Annotated in this window: 22 protein-coding genes and 1 tRNA gene; 19 read left to right on the forward strand and 4 right to left on the reverse strand. The window is 30.2% G+C overall.

Features of this window, described 5'->3' with window-relative positions:
- Positions 1–64 precede the first annotated feature (64 nt).
- Genes yyaC through DP68_RS12710 form a run of 3 tightly spaced genes read right to left on the reverse strand, consistent with a single transcriptional unit; the run spans position 65 to position 2,926 of the window.
- Positions 65–655 (reverse strand): spore protease YyaC, encoded by a 591-nt coding sequence (gene yyaC / locus DP68_RS12700; RefSeq protein WP_035310099.1) that lies wholly within the window; start codon positions 653–655, stop codon positions 65–67.
- Between the two features lie 56 nt (positions 656–711).
- A complete protein-coding gene (ytvI, locus tag DP68_RS12705; protein WP_035310100.1) occupies positions 712–1,767 on the reverse strand; it encodes a sporulation integral membrane protein YtvI in 1,056 nt (351 codons plus the stop codon).
- Positions 1,768–1,771: 4 nt separating this feature from the next.
- Complete coding sequence (locus DP68_RS12710) at positions 1,772–2,926, reverse strand: aminotransferase class V-fold PLP-dependent enzyme (protein WP_035310142.1); 1,155 nt, start codon at positions 2,924–2,926, stop codon at positions 1,772–1,774.
- 156 nt (positions 2,927–3,082) lie between these two features.
- On the opposite strand from DP68_RS12710, the gene yedF reads away from it, so the two are divergent.
- The 16 genes from yedF (at position 3,083) to DP68_RS12790 (ending at position 16,058) form a co-directional block, all read left to right on the forward strand.
- Complete coding sequence (gene yedF / locus DP68_RS12715) at positions 3,083–3,667, forward strand: sulfurtransferase-like selenium metabolism protein YedF (protein ID WP_035310101.1); 585 nt, start codon at positions 3,083–3,085, stop codon at positions 3,665–3,667.
- Positions 3,668–3,681: 14 nt separating this feature from the next.
- Positions 3,682–3,942 carry a DUF3343 domain-containing protein gene (locus DP68_RS12720; RefSeq protein WP_035310104.1) on the forward strand — a complete coding sequence of 87 codons (261 nt, stop codon included), beginning with the start codon at positions 3,682–3,684 and terminating at the stop codon, positions 3,940–3,942.
- Between the two features lie 30 nt (positions 3,943–3,972).
- The gene (locus tag DP68_RS12725; protein WP_291549064.1) at positions 3,973–4,818 is read left to right on the forward strand and encodes a mechanosensitive ion channel family protein; all 846 of its coding nucleotides are present in this window, start codon (positions 3,973–3,975) and stop codon (positions 4,816–4,818) included.
- Complete coding sequence (locus tag DP68_RS12730; protein WP_035310110.1) at positions 4,811–5,029, forward strand: DUF951 domain-containing protein; 219 nt, start codon at positions 4,811–4,813, stop codon at positions 5,027–5,029. The genes DP68_RS12725 and DP68_RS12730 overlap by 8 nt, the downstream gene beginning before the upstream one ends.
- A gap of 103 nt (positions 5,030–5,132) precedes the next feature.
- A complete protein-coding gene (gene rpsF, locus DP68_RS12735) occupies positions 5,133–5,420 on the forward strand; it encodes a 30S ribosomal protein S6 (RefSeq protein ID WP_035310112.1) in 288 nt (95 codons plus the stop codon).
- Positions 5,421–5,434: 14 nt separating this feature from the next.
- Positions 5,435–5,872, forward strand: a complete 438-nt coding sequence (locus DP68_RS12740) for a single-stranded DNA-binding protein (protein ID WP_035310114.1) — start codon at positions 5,435–5,437, stop codon at positions 5,870–5,872.
- 20 nt (positions 5,873–5,892) lie between these two features.
- Complete coding sequence (gene rpsR / locus DP68_RS12745; protein ID WP_035310117.1) at positions 5,893–6,177, forward strand: 30S ribosomal protein S18; 285 nt, start codon at positions 5,893–5,895, stop codon at positions 6,175–6,177.
- Positions 6,178–6,407: 230 nt separating this feature from the next.
- Positions 6,408–6,725: a MazG-like family protein gene (locus DP68_RS12750; protein WP_035310118.1), complete on the forward strand. Its 318-nt coding sequence runs from the start codon at positions 6,408–6,410 to the stop codon at positions 6,723–6,725.
- A gap of 11 nt (positions 6,726–6,736) precedes the next feature.
- Positions 6,737–7,726 carry a YybS family protein gene (locus DP68_RS12755; RefSeq protein ID WP_035310120.1) on the forward strand — a complete coding sequence of 330 codons (990 nt, stop codon included), beginning with the start codon at positions 6,737–6,739 and terminating at the stop codon, positions 7,724–7,726.
- A 12-nt stretch (positions 7,727–7,738) separates the two neighbouring features.
- Positions 7,739–9,733: a DHH family phosphoesterase gene (locus tag DP68_RS12760; RefSeq protein WP_035310123.1), complete on the forward strand. Its 1,995-nt coding sequence runs from the start codon at positions 7,739–7,741 to the stop codon at positions 9,731–9,733.
- Positions 9,730–10,173 carry a 50S ribosomal protein L9 gene (rplI, locus tag DP68_RS12765; RefSeq protein WP_035310126.1) on the forward strand — a complete coding sequence of 148 codons (444 nt, stop codon included), beginning with the start codon at positions 9,730–9,732 and terminating at the stop codon, positions 10,171–10,173. The genes DP68_RS12760 and rplI overlap by 4 nt, the downstream gene beginning before the upstream one ends.
- Before the next feature lie 66 nt (positions 10,174–10,239).
- A complete protein-coding gene (gene lonC / locus DP68_RS12770; protein WP_291549081.1) occupies positions 10,240–12,084 on the forward strand; it encodes a Lon family ATP-dependent protease in 1,845 nt (614 codons plus the stop codon).
- Between the two features lie 13 nt (positions 12,085–12,097).
- The gene (locus DP68_RS12775; protein WP_081957217.1) at positions 12,098–13,435 is read left to right on the forward strand and encodes a replicative DNA helicase; all 1,338 of its coding nucleotides are present in this window, start codon (positions 12,098–12,100) and stop codon (positions 13,433–13,435) included.
- A gap of 84 nt (positions 13,436–13,519) precedes the next feature.
- Positions 13,520–13,595 (forward strand) — tRNA-Thr (locus DP68_RS12780).
- Positions 13,596–13,742: 147 nt separating this feature from the next.
- The gene (locus tag DP68_RS18980) at positions 13,743–15,272 is read left to right on the forward strand and encodes a L,D-transpeptidase family protein (protein ID WP_052085795.1); all 1,530 of its coding nucleotides are present in this window, start codon (positions 13,743–13,745) and stop codon (positions 15,270–15,272) included.
- A 348-nt stretch (positions 15,273–15,620) separates the two neighbouring features.
- Positions 15,621–16,058, forward strand: a complete 438-nt coding sequence (locus tag DP68_RS12790) for an ACT domain-containing protein (protein WP_035310129.1) — start codon at positions 15,621–15,623, stop codon at positions 16,056–16,058.
- A 36-nt stretch (positions 16,059–16,094) separates the two neighbouring features.
- Here the strand turns inward: DP68_RS12790 and pgsA are convergent, their stop codons facing one another.
- Positions 16,095–16,610, reverse strand: a complete 516-nt coding sequence (pgsA, locus tag DP68_RS12795) for a CDP-diacylglycerol--glycerol-3-phosphate 3-phosphatidyltransferase (protein ID WP_035310131.1) — start codon at positions 16,608–16,610, stop codon at positions 16,095–16,097.
- Positions 16,611–16,846: 236 nt separating this feature from the next.
- On the opposite strand from pgsA, the gene DP68_RS12800 reads away from it, so the two are divergent.
- The 3 genes from DP68_RS12800 (at position 16,847) to DP68_RS12810 (ending at position 19,873) form a co-directional block, all read left to right on the forward strand.
- Positions 16,847–18,253, forward strand: coding sequence for an FAD-dependent protein (locus DP68_RS12800; protein WP_035310132.1), 1,407 nt, complete (start codon positions 16,847–16,849; stop codon positions 18,251–18,253).
- Positions 18,254–18,285: 32 nt separating this feature from the next.
- A complete protein-coding gene (locus DP68_RS12805; protein WP_035310133.1) occupies positions 18,286–19,572 on the forward strand; it encodes an adenylosuccinate synthase in 1,287 nt (428 codons plus the stop codon).
- A gap of 115 nt (positions 19,573–19,687) precedes the next feature.
- The gene (locus tag DP68_RS12810) at positions 19,688–19,873 is read left to right on the forward strand and encodes a DUF1858 domain-containing protein (protein WP_035310136.1); all 186 of its coding nucleotides are present in this window, start codon (positions 19,688–19,690) and stop codon (positions 19,871–19,873) included.
- Positions 19,874–19,877: the final 4 nt, after the last annotated feature.

Consider the following 19,877-nt stretch of genomic DNA (forward strand, 5'->3'; position numbering starts at 1 on the left):
AGTTAAAACTATAAATTATCATAAATTATTAAGAATCGCCTTATATTTTAAACAGTTATAAATATTAATTATTTAAAAGTACCGTTTTACTTTTTTCAATCTTTTTACCACCTATGGTTTTAAGTACAGAATGATATATACCTTCAGATATGGTTTCAGCTAACTGCATAACCGTATAAAGACGAGTGTTTTGAAGAACCATAAATTCTAGAGAACCAGAAATATTTACAATTCCTGTTATACTTAGATCACCAATCTCAGGCAAGTTCTTATTCATAGCTGAGCCAGGGCTCAATGGCTTTTCTTCAACGCAAACCTTACCTATGTTTTGAATACTTCCAAGACAAGCGTCTATGGCTATTATATATGGATTTTTAAATTTCATATGTATTTCTTCAATTGTTTCACATAAGTTTTTAGCGTGAACTGGGTTTTCCAGGTTTCCGTAAATATAGAAATTCTCCCTAGTTAAGAATTTAAGTTTGTGTCCAACTAAAGGACCTAAACTATCACCTGTAGAACGATCAGAACCTATGCATAATACAACAATAGTTTTATTAGATTTTACTACAGGACTTAAGAATTCAGTTAAGGTATCTCTTAAAGAAAATATAGAAGATGTAACAGATGAATCAAACATAACTTTTTTTTCCATATAAGCAAAACCTCCTGTTTAGGATTATATCCAAACGGAGGTTTATTATACATAAATTATAATACATCTACAGATTTTAATACTTTGTAAAAAACTACTAAGAAGATACAAAAAAACATTCCTGAAATACCATTTACCTTTAATCCTATAAATATAGCAGCAATTACTGATACCGGATGCAATCCTAATGAGGCAGATACTATTTTAGGCTCCACTATTTGTCTCACTACAGTTACAACTATATACCATATTAATATTCCAAAGGCAGTAAAGTAATTTTTAACTATAAAGAAGTAGATTAAAGCTAATGGAATATATATGCCGCCAACTCCAAGTACAGGAAGAATATCAAATATAGCAGCTACAACACTTAATATACCAGAATACTTTACTTTTAAGACTGTAAAGCCAATTAGTGTCTCTATAAATGTAATACAGATAACAAGCAAATAAGACATAGCATAATTTGTAAGCATTCTTTTAGCTTCATGAATTATATGAATAAGCCTATCTGAGTTCTCATTTTCTAGAGCGTGCAAAAACTTAGTTTTCGCAGAGGATAAGTCTCTTGTAAAAAAGTATGTTGATATTAAAGTAAATAATACTACCATAAAAACAGAAGGTATATACCCTAAAAATGATATAGCACCTTGTATTATCTTACCTGTAATTAATACAGTTAAATTAGAAATTTTAGATATATAAGATGATAAGTTTTTCTCTATAGCATTTATAATAGATGGATCTAAATTATTATAATATTGTTCTAAATCTTGAACAAGATAGTTTATGTTATTACTATTAGTATTTAAATATAGCTGAATATTTTTAGCTAATTGTATGGCTTCTTTAGTAAGAGTAAAAATCACAGTATATAAGAGAGATAAAATCACTGTGAAAAAAAACAATGTAGCTAGTAAAGAAGATATAGAGTTCTTTATCTTGAATTTTTTGCATATAAATCTACTTGGTTTTCTTAATATAAGTGCAAAAATTAATGCTAGCACAAAGGGTAAGGTAAACTGTAGGGTTTTAAAAAATGTTATAAATACAAGTGTATAAATTATAAAGAACAATATTGTTCTATCGAATCGTTGTAAAAACCGCCCCATTATGTCACTCCCTTTTTAACAGTTTATATAGTGAATTTATAGTATAGTCAATATGTTCCTTGGTATTAAATAATCCTAAACTAAACCGTAAGGTTCCAGTAGGAAAGGTTCCTATTGTTTTATGGGCTAATGGAGCACAATGGAGCCCCGTTCTTGTCATAATGCCAAAATCTCTTTCAAGTAGCATACCAAGTTCAGCAACATCAATTTTAGAAGATGTTACAGAAATGGTAGGAACATACTTTAAGTTACTATTATATCCTATAATACTTATATTATCTATATTTAAAAGCTCTTCTATAAATATTTTGAATAAGTTATGTTCTGTGTTTTCTATGTTTTTTAATCCAAAGTTTTCTATAAATTTCAAAGAAGAAAGTAATCCTACTATACCAGGCATGTTTAATGTGCCGCTTTCAAATTTGTCTGGTAAGAAGGTAGGTTGTTCTGTATTAAAAGATTCGCTACCTGTTCCGCCTTCTATAAAAGGTGACATTTCATCATTAAACTCATCTGTAAGTAAAAATCCGCCTATCCCTTGGGGACCTAGTAATGATTTATGCCCTGTAAATGCTAATGCACTACAATTAAGGTCTTTAAAGTCTAAATTTAAATTTCCTGCTGTTTGAGCAGAATCTATAATAAAGTATATATTCTTTTCTTTGCATATATCACCTATTTCTGTAATTGGCTGTACACTACCTATTACATTAGAAGCATGAGAAAGAATAATCAATTTAGTATTTTCTTTTATTGTTTCTTTAAGCATATTTATATCAACAATACCACTTTCATTACAAGATATTATGTCAACTTCAATGTTTTTAGATCTTTGAAGGGATGCAAGAGGTCTTAATATTGAGTTATGCTCCATTGAAGTAGTAATTATGTGCCATCCATCTTTTACAGATGATTTTAGTAAAGTATTTAATGATGTAGTAATGTTTGGTGTGAAAATTACATTTTCTAATTTATCAAAGTTAAAAAGTTCAGCAAGTTTTAATCTACAGTCAAAAACAATTTCACTACTCTTAATTGAGTTCTTATAGGCACCTCTCCCGGGATTTCCCCCTACTTCTGTCATGTATTTTATCATAGAATCTGTAACTTCATTGGGCTTTGGAAAGGTTGTAGCTGCATTATCTAAATATATACTTATAGTAATCACCATCCTAATTATCTAATAAATTTTGTATCAATATATTTTTAAAAATAAATTCATATTTAAAATTATTTACAAAGTTATAGTATAATAAAAGTGTTAAATATATTATAAGGTAATTACTATTAAATTTACAAGGTAGAGGTGAAAAAAATGGATAATATAATAAATTGCAAGGGACTTAATTGTCCAGAACCTGTAATTAATACAAAAAAGTATTTTGATTCTATTAGCCAAGGAGAAGGTACAGTAATAGTAGATAATGAAGTTGCTAAAAACAATATAATAAAGTTTGCTAAAAATAATAACTATTTATCAGAAATAGTAAAGATGGAAAATGAATTATACTATATAAAAGTGGTTAAAGAAGTAGAGAATACAAAAGATAAAAATTTACTAAATGATGGGTATACTATTTTAGTTACTACAGATAAGCTCGGAGAGGGAAGTGAAGAATTAGGAAAGATATTAATGAAAAGCTATTTTTATGCTGTTTCAGAAAACGATAAGCTTCCGACAAATATAATATTTTTAAATAGTGGTGTTTTTCTTACTACAGAAGGATCTGAAGTATTAGATATTTTAGAGGCTATGAGTAAAAAGGGTGTAGCTATTTCAAGTTGTGGAACATGTTTAGATTTTTATAATCTAAAGGATAAGTTAAAATTAGGTGAAATTTCTAACATGTATTTTATAGTAGAGAAAATAAGTAATTCTAGCAAAGTGATAAAGTTGTAAATGGAGTGATAATAATGACACAGTATTATGTTTTAGTTTTTAAAAATACACTTGACTCAATAAAAGCAGAAAAATTTTTAAAGGAAAATAGCATAAATATGACTATAATGCCTACCCCTACAGGAATTACTCAAAGTTGCGGCATAAGCATTAAAGTAAATCCAGATGATATAAATAAAATAAAAGAATTAATAACAGAAAATAAGCTCACTGCAAAGGCTATATTTGGAAGAGAGCAAAGTGCATATAGGAGAATATATAATAATGAAGAATAATGCTTTATAATTATCAGGGAGGAATATATAGTGTTTAGTTTTAGCAATATAAGTAGTTTTTTAGATAAATTAGGCATATATGGAGCAATTTATACAACTATTAAGGTTTTAATCATACTTATTTTAATGTATTTATTAAGAAAAATAGGAAATAGCGTAATAAATAGATTTGTAAGCAAACAAAGTAATATGAGGTTTTCGTTAAATGAAAAGAGATCTAAGACTTTAGGGGCAATACTTAAGAGTATATTGAAATATTCAATATATTCTATAGGAATATTTATAATTGTAGAGATGTTATTTGGAATTAGAGGAATTACCTTTGCAAGTTTTGGTGGTGTAGCCATAGGTCTTGGAGCTCAAAATCTTATAAAGGATGTAATAAATGGATTTTTTATATTATTTGAGGATCAATATGCTGTGGGAGATTATGTTACCATAGAAGACAAGGCTGGCATTGTAGAAACTATAGAACTTAGAATAACAAGAGTAAGAGATTTCAATGGAGACTTACATATACTTCCCAATGGTATTATAAGTAATGTAACAAATCATTCTAGAGGAAATGTAAGGTTTCTTCTTGATATAAGTATTTCAAATGATGAAAGTTTAGATAAAGTAATCAATATGATAAAAGAAATATGCAAGGAATTTAAGATAGAAAATAAAAACATAGTAGAAGGGCCGAAAGTTGTAGGAGTTACAGCAATGAATGAAACTTCATTTACTATAAGAGTAGTAGGAAAGTCTAAGCCTTTAACACATTGGGATGTTGAAGTAGAATTAAGAGAAAAAATAATGCATTTATTAGATAGAGAAAATATTAAGAGACCATATACTAAAATGAAAATAATAAAGGAGGAACAAAATGGTTAAAATTTTTAATTTGGGAGATATTGTTGAAATGAAAAAAGATCACCCTTGCGGAAGTAAAGAGTGGGAAATTATACGAATGGGAGCAGATATAAAAATAAAATGCTGCGGATGTGGAAGAATAATAATGCTTCCAAGAAGTAAATTTGAAAAGGATATGAAAAAGGTAGTAAAATGTAGCAACGAAGAAAATAAAGAAGATATTTTAAAATAGATATAAAAACTATTGATTTTTATAAAAATAGATGATAAAATATATCGGTAGTCCCTGCTGTGAAAATCACAGCCGTAAGTCCAAGGGGAGGAGGTGAAATCTAATGAGAAAATATGAAACTATATTTATACTTAATCCATCATTAGATGAGGAAGCAGTTAAAGCAACTGTGGAAAAATTTAAAGGTGTTATTGAAAGCAATGGTGGAGCAGTAGAAAATGTTGATTTCTGGGGAAGAAGAAAATTAGCTTATGAAATTAACAAAATCAGCGAAGGTTATTATACATTATTTAACTTCAACGCTGGCCCAGAATTACCAAAAGAATTAGATAGATTATTTAGAATCAATGATTCAGTTATAAGACATATAATAGTTAAAGATGAAAAATAAGGTGTGGTGCTAAAATGAATAAAGTAGTTTTAATAGGAAGGCTTACCAAAGATCCAGAGTTAAAATTTACTCCTGGAAATGGTACAGCAGTAGCCACCTTTACATTAGCTGTCGATAGAAGATTTTCTAAAGATGGTAATAGAGAAGCGGACTTTATCCCTGTAGTGGTATGGGGAAAACAAGCAGAATCTACAGCTAATTACATGAGCAAAGGTAAACTTATGGGAGTTAGCGGTAGAATTCAAACAAGAAGTTATGAAGCTAAGGACGGAACTAGAAGGTACATAACCGAGATAGTTGCAGAAGAGGTTCAATTTCTTGAATGGGGAAACAGACAATCTACGGCAGACCAAATCAATGGAGGCTACCCACAGACTGGTATGCCAGGAGGATTTGATGGTTCCTATTCCGATGATATCACTCCTATAGATGATGGAGAGATACCATTTTAATAATAAAGGAGGGTTGAAAAATGAGCAGAGAATCTGGTAGAGATAGAGATAGAGATAGAGATAACGGAAACAGAAGATCTTCTGGAAAAATGAGAAGATCAAGAAGAAAGGTTTGTATGTTCTGTGTAGACAAAGCAGAAAGCATTGACTACAAAGATATAAACAAATTAAGAAAGTATATAACTGAAAGAGGAAAGATTCTTCCAAGAAGAATTTCCGGAACTTGTGCAAAACATCAGAGAGCACTTACAGATGCAATAAAGAGAGCAAGAAACATAGCTTTATTACCATTCACAACAGAATAATAAAGTTTATATAGATTGCTTAAAGAAAGGATTTATCCTTTCTTTTTTTTATATACAATATAAATACATAATGAGCTTTAATCGATATATAACCTTGTGCAATAAAGGATTATAAATGGTAAAATGGAATATAATTATTGTAAAATATTTATAGTAAACTTATAATTATATTATGTGTATAACTTTAGATAACCGGGTTTTAGTAAAAAGGAATTAAAAGAGGTGAAAACATGAAAAAGGATGATTTTAATATAATGCATAACATAAAAGTAATAGAGGAACTAAAGGCAGAACTGTTATGTTTAATAGGAGATTTTTTTAGATTATTAACTCGTGGAAGTAATGTAGCTCAAGAAGCTATACTTGACTGCATTGCAGGGTCAATAACAGTATTATATATATTAGCAGAAAGACTTGGATATTCTTATACTGCAGTGGATGAAAATATGAAAAGAAAATTAAAGATGGGAATACTCGAGGAAGATAAAGTAGAAAAGGAAAATAAGGATTTAAGTAGATTATATTCCCATCTTAAGGAAAGGCAGTAAGGTGGAATAATATGAAAGATCAAAAATATGCTACTAAAAGTACTGTAGAAGCGGGAATTATGACATGTATTATTTTAATTTTAATGTTAATAAATATATACATGCCTATATTTTCATATGTATTAAAGTTTATTCTTCCAATCCCAGTAACATTGCTATATTTAAGACATAATTCAAAGGTTACATTTACAGCTTTAGCTGCAAGTGGTATATTAATTTCTTTAATTAACAACCCGCTATCCGGATTAACTAGTGCAATAATGTTTGGTCTTACAGGTATTGCATTAGGTTATAGTATAAAAAGAGAACTAAGTGTACCTACCACTATAATGCTTTTAGCATTGGCATCTTTAATAGGATCTGTTATTGACTTTACTGTATATATAACATTAATTAGTGGAACAAGTGTAACAAAATTTATGAGTGAAGTTGTTAGGACTATAAATGAATCTATGAATATGAGTATAAGTTTTTACGAGAAAATGGGAATGCCATCAGAGCAAATTAAGATGTTTAAAAGTATGATAGGTATTTTTACAGTAGATTATATGATGAAGCTTATACCATCAGCTCTTCTTATTTCTTCGGTTATATTTGCATTTTTAAGTTATATAATTACTCGATTAATACTCAGAAAATTAGGATATAATATAAAGGAAATGCCTAAGTTTTCCAAGATGTATATTGATATAAGATTTGTAACAATATTAGCTATAACAATGCTTATAGGAATAATACTTATAAGGTTAAATATAGCTGTAGGGGAGTATATATCGATTTCCTCAGAGTTAATGCTTTTGTATACATTTTTATTTGATGGAATAGCACTAGTAACTTATTATCTCAGTAATAAATTAAGTTTATCCAAGGGAGTTATTGTTGCATTAATAGTATTTACAACAGTTTCTCAATTAGCAATTGTGTATATAATACTTGGAGTAATAGATATCATTGCAGATTTTAGGAAGCTTGACCCAAATAGGATTTGGAAAACAAGTTAATGGGGGTCCCGTATGGATAATAATTATAATTATTTTTTTACTACCAACAAAATTTATATGATAATGATAGCTATATTGGTTATGTTTGTAAGTTATTATAATTATATAATTGGTTTATTAGCTAGCTTTATATATATTGGTCTTATAGTATACAATATAAGAACAAATAAAACTAAGAAAAACAAGTGGAAAAAGTTTATAGAAAATTTTTCTTTAAACATGGATAATGCCACTAGAAATACATTGGTAAATTTACCTTTTCCAATGCTTATAATAGGAAAAAAGGGAAATATATTGTGGTATAATCAAAATTTCTCCCAAGTTTTAAGTAACCAAGATATACTAGATAAAAATATAAATGATTTTATAAAAGAACTAAATATAAGGCAAGTATTAGAAGGTAAAAAAAATTCATTTAAATATGTAAAACTACAGGATAGTTACTTCGATATTTATACTAATATAGTTGAAGGTAATGAAAGTAAGGTAAGTAATAAAGAAAAGATGATTCTTGTATACCTATATGATGTAACAGATTTTTATCATATGATGACAAGTGTTGATGAAAATAAGGAAACTGTAATGCTTATTGAGGTAGATAATTTAGATGAAGTGATAAAAAGTACTGAAGAAGATAAGAAACCTATTTTGATAGCAGAAATAGAAAAAGTTATTAATAGCTATTCTCAAAATCTTAATGCTATGTCAAAAAAATACGATTCAAATAAATATGTATTATCTGTTCAAAACAAGTATATTCAAAAAGAAATGGAAAAAAAGTTCGATGTCTTAGATAATATACGTGAAATAGACATAGGAAATAAGCTTACAGTAACTTTAAGCATAGGTATAGGACGAGGTGGAAAAAATCCTATAGAAAATCAAAAGTTTGCAGCATCAGCTAAAGATTTGGCCCTTGGAAGAGGGGGAGATCAAGCGGTTGTAAAAAATGGAGAGAAACTTTCCTTTTATGGAGGAAAAACTAAGGAAGTAGAAAAAAGAACTAAGGTGAGAGCTAGAGTTATAGCTCATGCTCTTTTAGATCTTATAAATGAAAGTAGTGCAGTTCTTATTATGGGTCATGTAAATATGGATATAGATTGTCTAGGAGCAGCAGTTGGTATTTATAGTACTGTTAATTCTCTAAATAAGCAATGTAATATAGTATTAGATGAAGTAAATAACAGTATTAAAATAATAATGGAAAAACTTAAGAATGAAAAGGATTATAATAATGCATTTATAAGTACAATTGATGCTATAGATAAGTTAGATGAAGATACATTACTTATATTAGTGGATGTTCATAGTAAGGGCTATGTGGAAGATATAAGATTAGTAGAAAAGGCAAAGAAAACGGTTATAATAGATCATCATAGAAAGTCCTCTAATTTTGTAGAAGGAACTTTATTGAGTTATATAGAGCCATATGCTTCATCTACTTCAGAAATGGTAACAGAAATGATACAATATATGAGTGACAAGCCACAATTAAAGATATTAGAAGCTGAGGCTTTGCTTGCAGGAATATGTGTAGATACAAAAAACTTTTATTTTAAGACAGGGGTAAGGACTTTTGAGGCTGCCTCTTTTTTAAGAAAGTTAGGTGCTGATACCATAGATGTTAAGAAGTTATTTTCAGATGACTTAGACACTTATTTAAAAAGATATGAGATAATAAAGTCAGCTGAAGTAATAAATGGAATTGCCATATCAATATGCCCGCCGGATATAGAAAATATTGTATTAGCTGCACAAGCAGCGGATGAACTACTAAATATTACAGGTATTCATTCATCATTTGTTTTTGCTAAAATAGAAGATGATATACACATAAGTGGTCGTTCCTTAGGAGATATAAATGTGCAGGTAATACTGGAAGCTTTAGGTGGTGGTGGGCACATGACTATGGCAGGAGCTAAATTAAAGTCTAATACAATAGAAGAAGCTGTAGAAAAATTAAAAAATGCTATAGATAAATACTTAAGGGAAGGTGACTATAAATGAAGGTAATATTATTACAAGATGTTAAAAAGTTGGGAAAGAAAGGTGATGTAGTTAATACATCTGATGGATATGCAAGGAATTTCTTATTTCCAAGGAAATTAGCAATAGAGGCAAACGATTCTAATATGCATGTGTTAAACAATAAAAAGGAAGCAGAAAGAAGACAAAAGACTGCAGAAATAGAACAGGCACAAAAGTTAGCTAAAGAAATACAAGGCAAGGAAATACTTATTAAAGTTAAAACTGGAGAACATGGAAGATTATTTGGGTCCATAACAGGTAAAGACATTTCAGAGGAGTTAAAGAAAAAGTTTAATATAGATATAGATAAGAAAAAGATAGTAGTTGATATTATAAGACAGTTAGGAACTTATGAGGTAGAAGTAAAAATATACCCTGAAATTTCTACAAAGATTAAAGTTGTTGTGGACCATCAATAAGGAGGATATGAGTTGAAATCTCAATTTGTTGGTGAATTTGAAAAGGATATAGTTGATTCTCTATCCATGGAAACACAAGTAAATGTGTTGTGGGAAATGCTGGGCAAAATAGTAGATGAAAAAACTATAAAATCACGAATAGTTAAATATAAGTTGCAAAAATATATCAGTGGTGTAGATCCATATAAAAGGTTATATGCCTTAAATAAGATAATAAGTGATGGAAAAGGTATAGAAATCGTTCCAGATAAAAAAAGTGTATATGACGCTCTTCAAAATACAAATGAATGGATATCACAAATACTTGCTAAAAGATATGTTCAAAGTAATATTGAGAAAGAAGTGGAAACTCTTTTAAATGAGAAGCAAGAAAAATATATAGACGAGATAAGGCTTGGAATAATTAAAAAGCAAAAGGGACCAGAAAATGCAAAGACACTTAAAAAGTATGCTCAGTTAGAAGTTTTGGATTCACAAAAGCTTACTAAAAATATTCAATCTCTTTTAAGACCAGAGTGTTTTGATGAGATTGTAGGTCAGGAAAGGGCTATAAAATCATTGCTTTCTAAAATTGCATCGCCTTACCCTCAGCATATAATACTCTATGGACCTCCAGGAGTAGGTAAAACTACTGCTGCAAGATTGGCCTTAGAAGAAGCAAAGAAAATGAAGAATACTCCATTTAAAGAAGAGTCAAACTTTGTTGAAGTGGATGGTACTACTTTAAGATGGGATCCTAGAGAAATAACTAATCCCTTACTTGGATCTGTTCATGATCCTATATATCAAGGAAGTAAGAGAGATTTAGCAGAAATCGGAGTACCTGAACCAAAGCCAGGCCTGGTAACAGAAGCTCATGGAGGAGTTCTATTTATTGATGAAATAGGGGAACTAGACAATATACTTCAAAATAAGCTTCTTAAGGTTTTAGAAGATAAAAGAGTTGAGTTTTCATCTTCTTATTATGACCCAGATGATGAAAGTACACCTAAGTATATTAAATACTTATTTGATAAAGGGGCTCCTGCAGACTTTATACTTATAGGAGCAACTACTAGGGAACCTGAAGAAATAAATCCTGCCTTAAGATCAAGATGTACTGAGGTATATTTTGAGCCGTTGACCCCGAAGGATATAGAAATTATAATTGAAAATGCAGCAAAAAAGTTAAATATAGAAATGGAAGATGGATTAGCAGAAATTATAAGTAGATATACCATAGAAGGAAGAAAAGCAGTAAATATACTTGCAGATGTATATGGATATGTACTATACAAGAATAATATAGATGCTAATGAAAAAGTAAGTATATCACTAGAGGATTTAAAACAAGTTATATCCATAAATAGGCTTACTCCGTATGAAGAAGTGCAAAATGGAGATAAGTATGAAATAGGTCACATTTATGGACTAGGAGTTAGTGGATATATAGGTTCTACCATTGAAATTGAAGCAGCTGTATTTGATGCTAAAGAAAAAGGACAAGGCAAGGTAAGATTTAATGATACTGCAGGTTCTATGGCTAAGGATTCAGTATTTAATGCTGCATCTGTAATAAGAAAGATAACCGATAAGGATATGAGTGATTATGATATACATGTAAATATAATAGGTGGAGGACGTATTGATGGTCCTTCAGCAGGTGCTGCTATTACTATGTGTATAATAAGCTCGCTGTTAAATAAACCTATAAAACAAGATATTGCAATAACAGGAGAAATATCTTTAAGAGGAAAAGTTAAGCCTGTAGGGGGCATATTTGAAAAAATATACGGTGCTAGAAGAAAAGGTATAAGACAAATTATAATACCTAAGGACAATAGTAAAGAAGTCCCTGTGGGTTTAAAGGATATAGAAGTAAAGGCAGTAGAAGATATAGAGGAATTAATGAAGCTAGTGTTTAAAGACTAAGGAGAGATGAGGTTTGGATACATCAGTATTAAGAAGCATGCCCCATAATTTAGAGGCAGAACAAAGTGTGCTTGGTTCCATGATCATAGACAAAACCTCAATAGCACAATCAGCAGAAGTTTTACAAGCCTCAGATTTTTATAAAGATGCTCATCAAGTAATATTTAATGCAATAATGGACTTATATCAAAAGGATACAGCGGTAGATTTGATAACTCTCACAGAACATTTGCAATCAAAGGAGAGACTTGAAGATGCTGGAGGAATAACTTATATAAGTCAGGTTTGTACTTCGGTTATCTCTACAGCTAATCTTCAATCTTATATAAAGATTGTTAAAGATAAATCTACACTAAGGAAACTTATACGTGCATCTACTGATATTATAGAACAAAGTTATAATAAGCAAGATGATGTAGCTTCTGTTGTAGATATAGCAGAAAAAAAGATTTTTGATATAGGGAGTAACAGAGATACAAGTGAGTTTGAGGCCATGAACACTGTACTTGAAAGAGGATTTTTAGAAATAGAACGACTCTTTAATAATAAAGGCGGTGTAACAGGCGTACCTTCAGGTTTCCCTGAGCTGGATTCTAAAACTTCTGGTTTTCAAAGAGGAGATATGGTGCTAATTGCAGCTAGACCTTCTATGGGAAAGACAACTTTTGCCCTTAACTTAGCAGAATATGCAGCACTTAGAGAAGGAAAAAGTGTGGCTGTGTTTTCACTGGAAATGTCTAAGGAACAGCTAGCATATAAACTCCTATGTTCACAAGCTAATGTAGATATGTTAAAGCTTAGAACAGGAAATTTGGAGGATAAGGATTGGGAAAGTATAGCAAAAGCATCAGGACCACTCTCAACAGCTAGAATATTTATAGATGATACCGCAGGTATCTCTGTTATGGAAATGAGATCTAAATGTAGAAAGTTAAAGATAGAACATGGAATAGATTTAATACTTATAGATTATCTACAGCTTATGTCAGGAAGCAGGGGTAATGAAAGTAGACAACAAGAGGTATCTGAAATATCTAGATCTATTAAGGCACTGGCAAAGGAAATGCAATGTCCTGTAATAGCATTATCTCAGCTTTCTCGTGCTCCTGAACAAAGAACAGATCATAGACCAATGTTATCTGACTTAAGAGAGTCAGGTTCTATAGAGCAGGATGCGGATTTAGTTATGTTCTTATATAGGGATGAGTACTATAATAAGGAAACTGAAGAGAAAAACGTAGCAGAATGCATTATAGCTAAACAAAGAAATGGTCCTACTGGAACAGTTAAACTGGCATGGTTAGGGCAATATAGTAAGTTTGGTAGATTAGATGTTATACATCAAGAATAAGAAACAAGTAGGGATTACCTACTTGTTTTTTTAATTCATGAATTGATGTAAATGTATAATTATGGTAGTATATATATGGAGTATGCTCCTGTAGCACAGTTGGTAGTGCAACTGATTCGTAATCAGTAGGTCGCAGGTTCGATTCCTGTCGGGAGCACCAAGTTATTGAAATTTAAGGGGGATTTTTAGCAATAAAGCAATTATTAAATTTAACTTAATATATAAACTTATCACCATAAAAGCCGGGTTTTGTATTATAATATAGTCATAGCTTGTACTAACTTATATAAAAAAATGGAGGCCGGTTATGGTTAAAGAGTTAAAGCGTATTAATTTATTTTTTATTATTTTAATGGCATTTAGCATGGTTATGTATTTCCCTGTTAATAAGGTTAAGGCAGGAGATAATAATACAGTAATTATAAGTGATACTCAAGGAGATAATGAGAATGCGGTAATTACTAATGATGTTAAAGAGCCTAACACTACTGAGGAGATTCTAGAAAATCCAGGGCAAGAAAATTCTATATTAAAAGATGCAACAATAGAAATAGATAAGCAAAGGATTTTTGAAAAGGATAGGGCAGTACTTATTATAAAATCTGCTTATGAGAAAGAAGTTCAATATAAGGTCGTATTGCAGTCAATAGATAAAAATGAGTGGAAAGATATTACGATTAATTATTCAGAAGGCATTAAGACTAAGGATAGTTATGTTAAGGTAATGCCTCAACTTTTATCAGGTAAATATAAGGTATATGTCTTTGCTAAACTTTTAGATTCAGAAGGAACTAAATCCATGCAAATTGGAGCTGCAGAAGTTAAATATGAGGATTTAAAAGTACTAGATGTAACATCTGAGCAAGATATATTACCACAATTAAAGGCTAACTTAAGCTCAAGCAGTGTATACGAAGGAGATAAAATAACATTAAGATTAACTTCTAACCTTAATGATTATGTTCAATATAAGGCTTTTATATATTCAAATAGTAGTAAAAAGTGGTCTGAAGTAACTTCAGCATACTCAACTGCATATTTAGGAACTCAAGAATCAAAAATAGAAATAAGTAATCTTGCTTTAGGAGATTATAAAGTACAGATTAGGGTAAAAAAAGCTAATATACCAGGAAAGTATAAAGATTCATTAGGAGATTATGATTCATTACAGAGTTATGATGTTAAAGTTGTAAAGAGGCCGGCACCACCTAAGCCAGCATATCCAGAAGCACCTAAAATTGAGTCAGTTTATGTAGGCAATGCTAGTGAGGTTGAACGAATTAATGTAAGACAAAGTGCAAGCACCTCTTCTAAAATATTAGGATATATTTATGGTAGTACTCAGGTGTTAAATATATTGGGAACAAGCGGAGACTTCTATTATGTACAAACAAGAGACTATGAAACTTCAAACATTATAAAGGGATATATAAGAAAAGATTACGTTAAGAAGACAACTCCTGTGAATTCATATAGTATAGTAGTAGATATAAGTGATCAGAAGGTATATATATATAAATCGGGGCAGCTTTATAAAACCTTTATATGTTCAACAGGTGGATATTATACACCTACTCCTACAGGAAAATATTTAACAGGGGCAAGGGGACCATCCTTTGGTCAAGATAAGGGATATATATGTTATAATTTTATAAGAATAAATTATGATTATTTGTTCCATAGTGTACTTCATAACTTAGATGGTTCTATTATGACATCTGAATATGAAAAGCTTGGAACAAGAGCATCTCATGGATGCATAAGATTACCTGATGCATATATTAAGTGGATGTATGATAATATTCCACGTAATGCTTTAGTAGTAATACAAGATTAAAATGATATAACAAAAAAAGGGGAGCAAGATTTGCTCTCCTTTTTTCAGTACCTAAAACATTTTCACGGTTTCATATATATTTACATAACTGTTTAATGAAAAATTCTTATAAATTAATTCTAAATTTGTAAGCATAGTGAAAATCCTGTGTTTGCATTGCAAAAACATGTGTTTCCAATAATTGAACAGAATTATTCTAGCATTTAAAGGTATATATGTCAATAAAAAATTCATAATTAAGCTTAAGTTGCCTATACTAAATAAAATAAAGCAGTTGTATGTTTATTTTATATATGATAGCATTATTGTATAATTAACATATCATTATAGTATTGATGAGGTGAAATTATGACAAGTAAGTTTTTAATGATACATACTAGTGTATTACCCAATGTATTTGAAAAGGTTTTAGAAGTAAAAGAGTTAATGAAATCAGGAAAGGTAAAAGAGATAACTGAAGCAGTAAAAATTATTGGTATAAGTAGAAGTACTTATTATAAATATAAAGATTATGTATTTGCTGTCTCAGAAAATCTAAATACTAGAAAAGTTATAATAGCTTTAACCTTAGATCATGAACCGGGAACTCTTTCAAAGATATTAGATAAGGTTGCTTTTTATAAGGGAAACATATTAACCATAAATCAGGAAATCCCAATTAATAATTCAGCAAATGTAAATATTACATTTGATATGTCAAGTTTAAATGTAGAATTAAATGAATTTTTAGATGAGATTAGAGACATGAATCATGTAATAAAGCTTGAATTAGTGGCTATGGATTAATAATGCTTAGTAAAGCGGTAAAAGAGATGTTGCAAGTTATGCTTCATCTCTTTTTTTTATATATAGCATTAAATAGTTAAAAAATGCTACAAGTGCACTTATAACTGCTAAGTATAGAATGTATCTTCCATATAAGATATTAAAGCTTAAAACTAGTATGGCTAAATAAAAAATAAGTGTAGACACTTTTCCAAAGATATTAGAAGGAATGATAAAGTTCTTATTATAAAGGAGAACTCCTGCGATAATCATAGCAACTTCTTTAATAGTTACAACTATCAAAATTACACTAGGTATTAAATTTTTTAATGTAAGGCAAGATAATACTGTTATTAGCATTAATTTATCAGCTAAAGGGTCTAATACTGTTCCCCACTTAGTTATCAAATTGTGTTTTCGGGCAATGTATCCATCTAATACATCAGTAAAACCTGCTATTAAAAAAGTATATATAGAATATGCAAAGCTATTAGTTATATTTGAAAAAAATATAAGAATAAATAATGGAATAAGGAACATTCTAAAAAGCGTAAGTAAATTAGGAATATTCATTTAAATCGCTCCTATATAATTAGTGTAAATCTTAATAAATGGTTATATTAATATTATAACAATGTATATAATAATTGATAATGAATTTATATAAAATATTAAACAAATTTTTGAAATATATAAAAAGTTAATTATAGATATTTTTGACGAATTTTAAGACAAATACACCTTCAAATATTCGTATATGTATTGACGGATGATTTTAAATTTGCTACCATGATACGGGAGGGGATAGTATGAAAAATAAGTATGATATAATAGTAATAGGTGCTGGCCCTGCAGGTATATTTACAGCTTTAGAGATTACTAAATTGAGGCCAGAGATAAATGTTCTTATAATAGATAAAGGAAGAAATATAGAAAAGAGAGCATGTCCCGCTAGAACTACAGGTAAATGTGTGAATTGTAATCCTTGTGGAATAACATTTGGATGGTCTGGTGCAGGGGCTTTTTCTGATGGAAAGCTTTCTTTAAGCCCTGAAGTTGGTGGAAGAATACTAGAATATTTTAGTGAAGAAGAGTGTAAGGACTTAATTAAATATTGTGATGATATATATCTAAAATTTGGAGCAAACGAAACAGTTTATGGATTAAATAATGAGAAAGTAGATAAAATAAAATATGAGGCAAGTAAACATAATATAAGACTTGTGGAATGCCCAGTAAGGCACTTGGGTACAGAGCTTGCTTATGATGTTTTAAGAGCCATGTATTATCACTTAATTAACAATACAAATACAGATTTTAGTGAGTTAACAGAAGTTGAAGAGTTGTTAATGGAAGATGAAAAAATCAAAGGAATTACTATTAAGAATAAAGAAGGACTAAAAACCGTATATGCAGATTATGTTATAGCAGCGCCAGGAAGAGGTGGGGCTGAATGGCTTAATAAGCAGGCTAAGACTCACAATATAAAAACTAAAAATAATGCAGTTGATATAGGAGTCAGAGTTGAAGTGCCTAATTCCATTATGGATCACTTAACAAAGGACCTTTATGAGGCAAAGCTTGTTTATTATTCTGATGAATTTGAAAATAAGGTAAGAACTTTTTGTATGAATCCAGGAGGAGTAGTATCCGAGGAACATTATGACGAAAATATAGCTGTGGTAAATGGACATAGTTATTCAGAAAAGGAGCTTAGAACAGAAAATACTAATTTTGCATTATTAGTATCCACTACATTTACAGAGCCCTTTAATCAACCAATAGATTATGGAAAATATATTGCAAAGTTAGGAAACATGTTAACTGGTGGAGGAATCATGGTTCAAAGACTTGGAGATTTATTAAATGGAAGAAGAACAGATGCTTCAAGGCTTAGCAAATCAACCACAATCCCTACATTAAAGTCAGCTGTACCAGGAGATTTAAGTTTTGTATTACCTCAAAGACATCTCACATCTATAGTTCAAGCTTTAAAGGCTTTTGACAAAATAGCACCAGGGCTATATAGCAAAAATACTTTGTTATATGGAGTAGAAGTAAAGTTTTATTCAAGTAAATTTGAAACAAATAATCATTTTGAAACTGCTGTAGAAAACTTTTATACAATAGGCGACGGAGCTGGAATTACTAGAGGACTTATGCAAGCATCAGTTACAGGAGTAGTAGTGGCTAGAGATATAGATAAAAAACTTTAGATGATTTTTATTAAAGATTAGGAGGAATTTGTATGTCATCATATATAGTATTAGGAGCTCAATGGGGAGATGAAGGAAAGGGTAAAATGACAGATTACCTTGCAGAAAATGCAGATGTGGTTGTTAGATATCAAGGTGGTAATAACGCTGGTCACACAGTAGAAGTTGGAGAAAAACAATATAAGCTTCACTTAATTCCGTCAGGCATACTTTATGGAAATAAGTTAAATATAATAGGTAATGGTGTAGTATTAGATCCAAAGGCGTTGTTTGAAGAAATGGAATACTTAAAAGAACTTGGAGTGGAAATCACACCTAAGAATCTTTTAATAAGCGATAGAGCGCAGCTTATAATGCCATACCATAGAGTGTTAGATGGCATAAAGGAAAGGTATAGAGGAAGTAAGGATATCGGAACTACAGGAAAAGGAATAGGTCCTTGTTATACAGATAAGATGGAAAGAAGCGGTATAAGGGTATGTGATTTAATGCATACTGAAGTTTTTAAAGAAAAGCTTTCAGAAAATGTAAAAGATAAAAATGATATTATAACTAAGATATATGGAGAAGAAGGTCTTGATTTTGACACTATATTTAATGAATATATAAACTACGCTGAAAAAATGAGGGAATATGTTACAGAGACTTCTGTAGTAGTATATGATAATATCAAGGCTAAAAAGGAAGTATTATTTGAAGGAGCTCAGGGTACACTACTAGATATAGATTATGGTACGTATCCTTACGTAACATCTTCTAATACCATTGCAGGTGGAGTATGTACAGGAGCAGGTATTGGTCCAACTATGATAACTAATGCAGTGGGTATAGCAAAAGCTTATACAACTAGAGTTGGTAAAGGACCATTCCCTACAGAGCTTTCTGATCAAACAGGTGAATGGATAAGAGAAAAGGGCCATGAATATGGAGTAACTACTGGAAGAGCAAGAAGATGTGGATGGCTAGATTTGGTTATATTAAAAACTGCAGCTAGAGTTTCAGGTCTTACAAGTTTTGCTGTAACTAAAATAGATACTTTAGCAGGCCTAGACACTTTAAAGGTATGTGTAGGATATAATTTCAATGGTAAGGTAATAGATTATGTGCCTGCAAGCTTAGAAGATTTAGCAAAATGTGAACCAGTATATGAAGAATTTAAGGGTTGGGACGAAAGTATTGAAAATGCTAGAAGTTACGAAGAACTACCAGAAAACGCAAAGATATACTTAAAGAAAATAGAGGAATTTACAGGAACTAGAATATCTATAGTATCTGTAGGTCCTAAGAGAAATCAAACTATGAATGTAAATGAACTTTAAAATTTAATAAATATTTTTATGCATGTACTTGAAACTTCGATATTAGTTGTATATAATTAACTAAAGTAGACTATTATTATATACTTTAATAAATAAATAAAGCGAGGTAGATAATATGAATATTACTAAAGATATGACTATAGGTGAAGTTATAAAAAACAAACCAGAAGCTGCTGAAGTATTAGCAGGCTTTGGAATGGGATGTGTATTTTGCCCATCAGCTCAAGCTGAAACAGTAGAGCAGGCTGCTATGGTTCATGGTTTAGATTTAAACCAATTAATGGAAGCTTTAAATAAATAATAAA

This window comes from Clostridium sp. HMP27 (genome assembly GCF_000765165.1).
In the GTDB taxonomy this organism is placed as follows: Bacteria; Bacillota; Clostridia; order Clostridiales; family Clostridiaceae; genus Clostridium_AK.

What these genes read in the sequence shown, in the direction of transcription:
- rpsR (WP_035310117.1), top strand. Translation starts at nt 5,893, where the DNA reads ATGAGCAGAGAATCTGGTAGAGATAGAGATAGAGATAGAGATAACGGA.
- DP68_RS18980 (WP_052085795.1), top strand. Translation starts at nt 13,743, where the DNA reads ATGGTTAAAGAGTTAAAGCGTATTAATTTATTTTTTATTATTTTAATG.
- DP68_RS12730 (WP_035310110.1), top strand. Translation starts at nt 4,811, where the DNA reads ATGGTTAAAATTTTTAATTTGGGAGATATTGTTGAAATGAAAAAAGAT.
- pgsA (WP_035310131.1), bottom strand. Translation starts at nt 16,610, where the DNA reads ATGAATATTCCTAATTTACTTACGCTTTTTAGAATGTTCCTTATTCCA.
- rplI (WP_035310126.1), top strand. Translation starts at nt 9,730, where the DNA reads ATGAAGGTAATATTATTACAAGATGTTAAAAAGTTGGGAAAGAAAGGT.
- DP68_RS12750 (WP_035310118.1), top strand. Translation starts at nt 6,408, where the DNA reads ATGAAAAAGGATGATTTTAATATAATGCATAACATAAAAGTAATAGAG.
- DP68_RS12800 (WP_035310132.1), top strand. Translation starts at nt 16,847, where the DNA reads ATGAAAAATAAGTATGATATAATAGTAATAGGTGCTGGCCCTGCAGGT.
- rpsF (WP_035310112.1), top strand. Translation starts at nt 5,133, where the DNA reads ATGAGAAAATATGAAACTATATTTATACTTAATCCATCATTAGATGAG.
- DP68_RS12740 (WP_035310114.1), top strand. Translation starts at nt 5,435, where the DNA reads ATGAATAAAGTAGTTTTAATAGGAAGGCTTACCAAAGATCCAGAGTTA.
- yedF (WP_035310101.1), top strand. Translation starts at nt 3,083, where the DNA reads ATGGATAATATAATAAATTGCAAGGGACTTAATTGTCCAGAACCTGTA.
- lonC (WP_291549081.1), top strand. Translation starts at nt 10,240, where the DNA reads ATGGAAACACAAGTAAATGTGTTGTGGGAAATGCTGGGCAAAATAGTA.
- yyaC (WP_035310099.1), bottom strand. Translation starts at nt 655, where the DNA reads ATGGAAAAAAAAGTTATGTTTGATTCATCTGTTACATCTTCTATATTT.
- DP68_RS12720 (WP_035310104.1), top strand. Translation starts at nt 3,682, where the DNA reads ATGACACAGTATTATGTTTTAGTTTTTAAAAATACACTTGACTCAATA.
- DP68_RS12755 (WP_035310120.1), top strand. Translation starts at nt 6,737, where the DNA reads ATGAAAGATCAAAAATATGCTACTAAAAGTACTGTAGAAGCGGGAATT.
- ytvI (WP_035310100.1), bottom strand. Translation starts at nt 1,767, where the DNA reads ATGGGGCGGTTTTTACAACGATTCGATAGAACAATATTGTTCTTTATA.
- DP68_RS12790 (WP_035310129.1), top strand. Translation starts at nt 15,621, where the DNA reads ATGACAAGTAAGTTTTTAATGATACATACTAGTGTATTACCCAATGTA.
- DP68_RS12810 (WP_035310136.1), top strand. Translation starts at nt 19,688, where the DNA reads ATGAATATTACTAAAGATATGACTATAGGTGAAGTTATAAAAAACAAA.
- DP68_RS12760 (WP_035310123.1), top strand. Translation starts at nt 7,739, where the DNA reads ATGGATAATAATTATAATTATTTTTTTACTACCAACAAAATTTATATG.
- DP68_RS12805 (WP_035310133.1), top strand. Translation starts at nt 18,286, where the DNA reads ATGTCATCATATATAGTATTAGGAGCTCAATGGGGAGATGAAGGAAAG.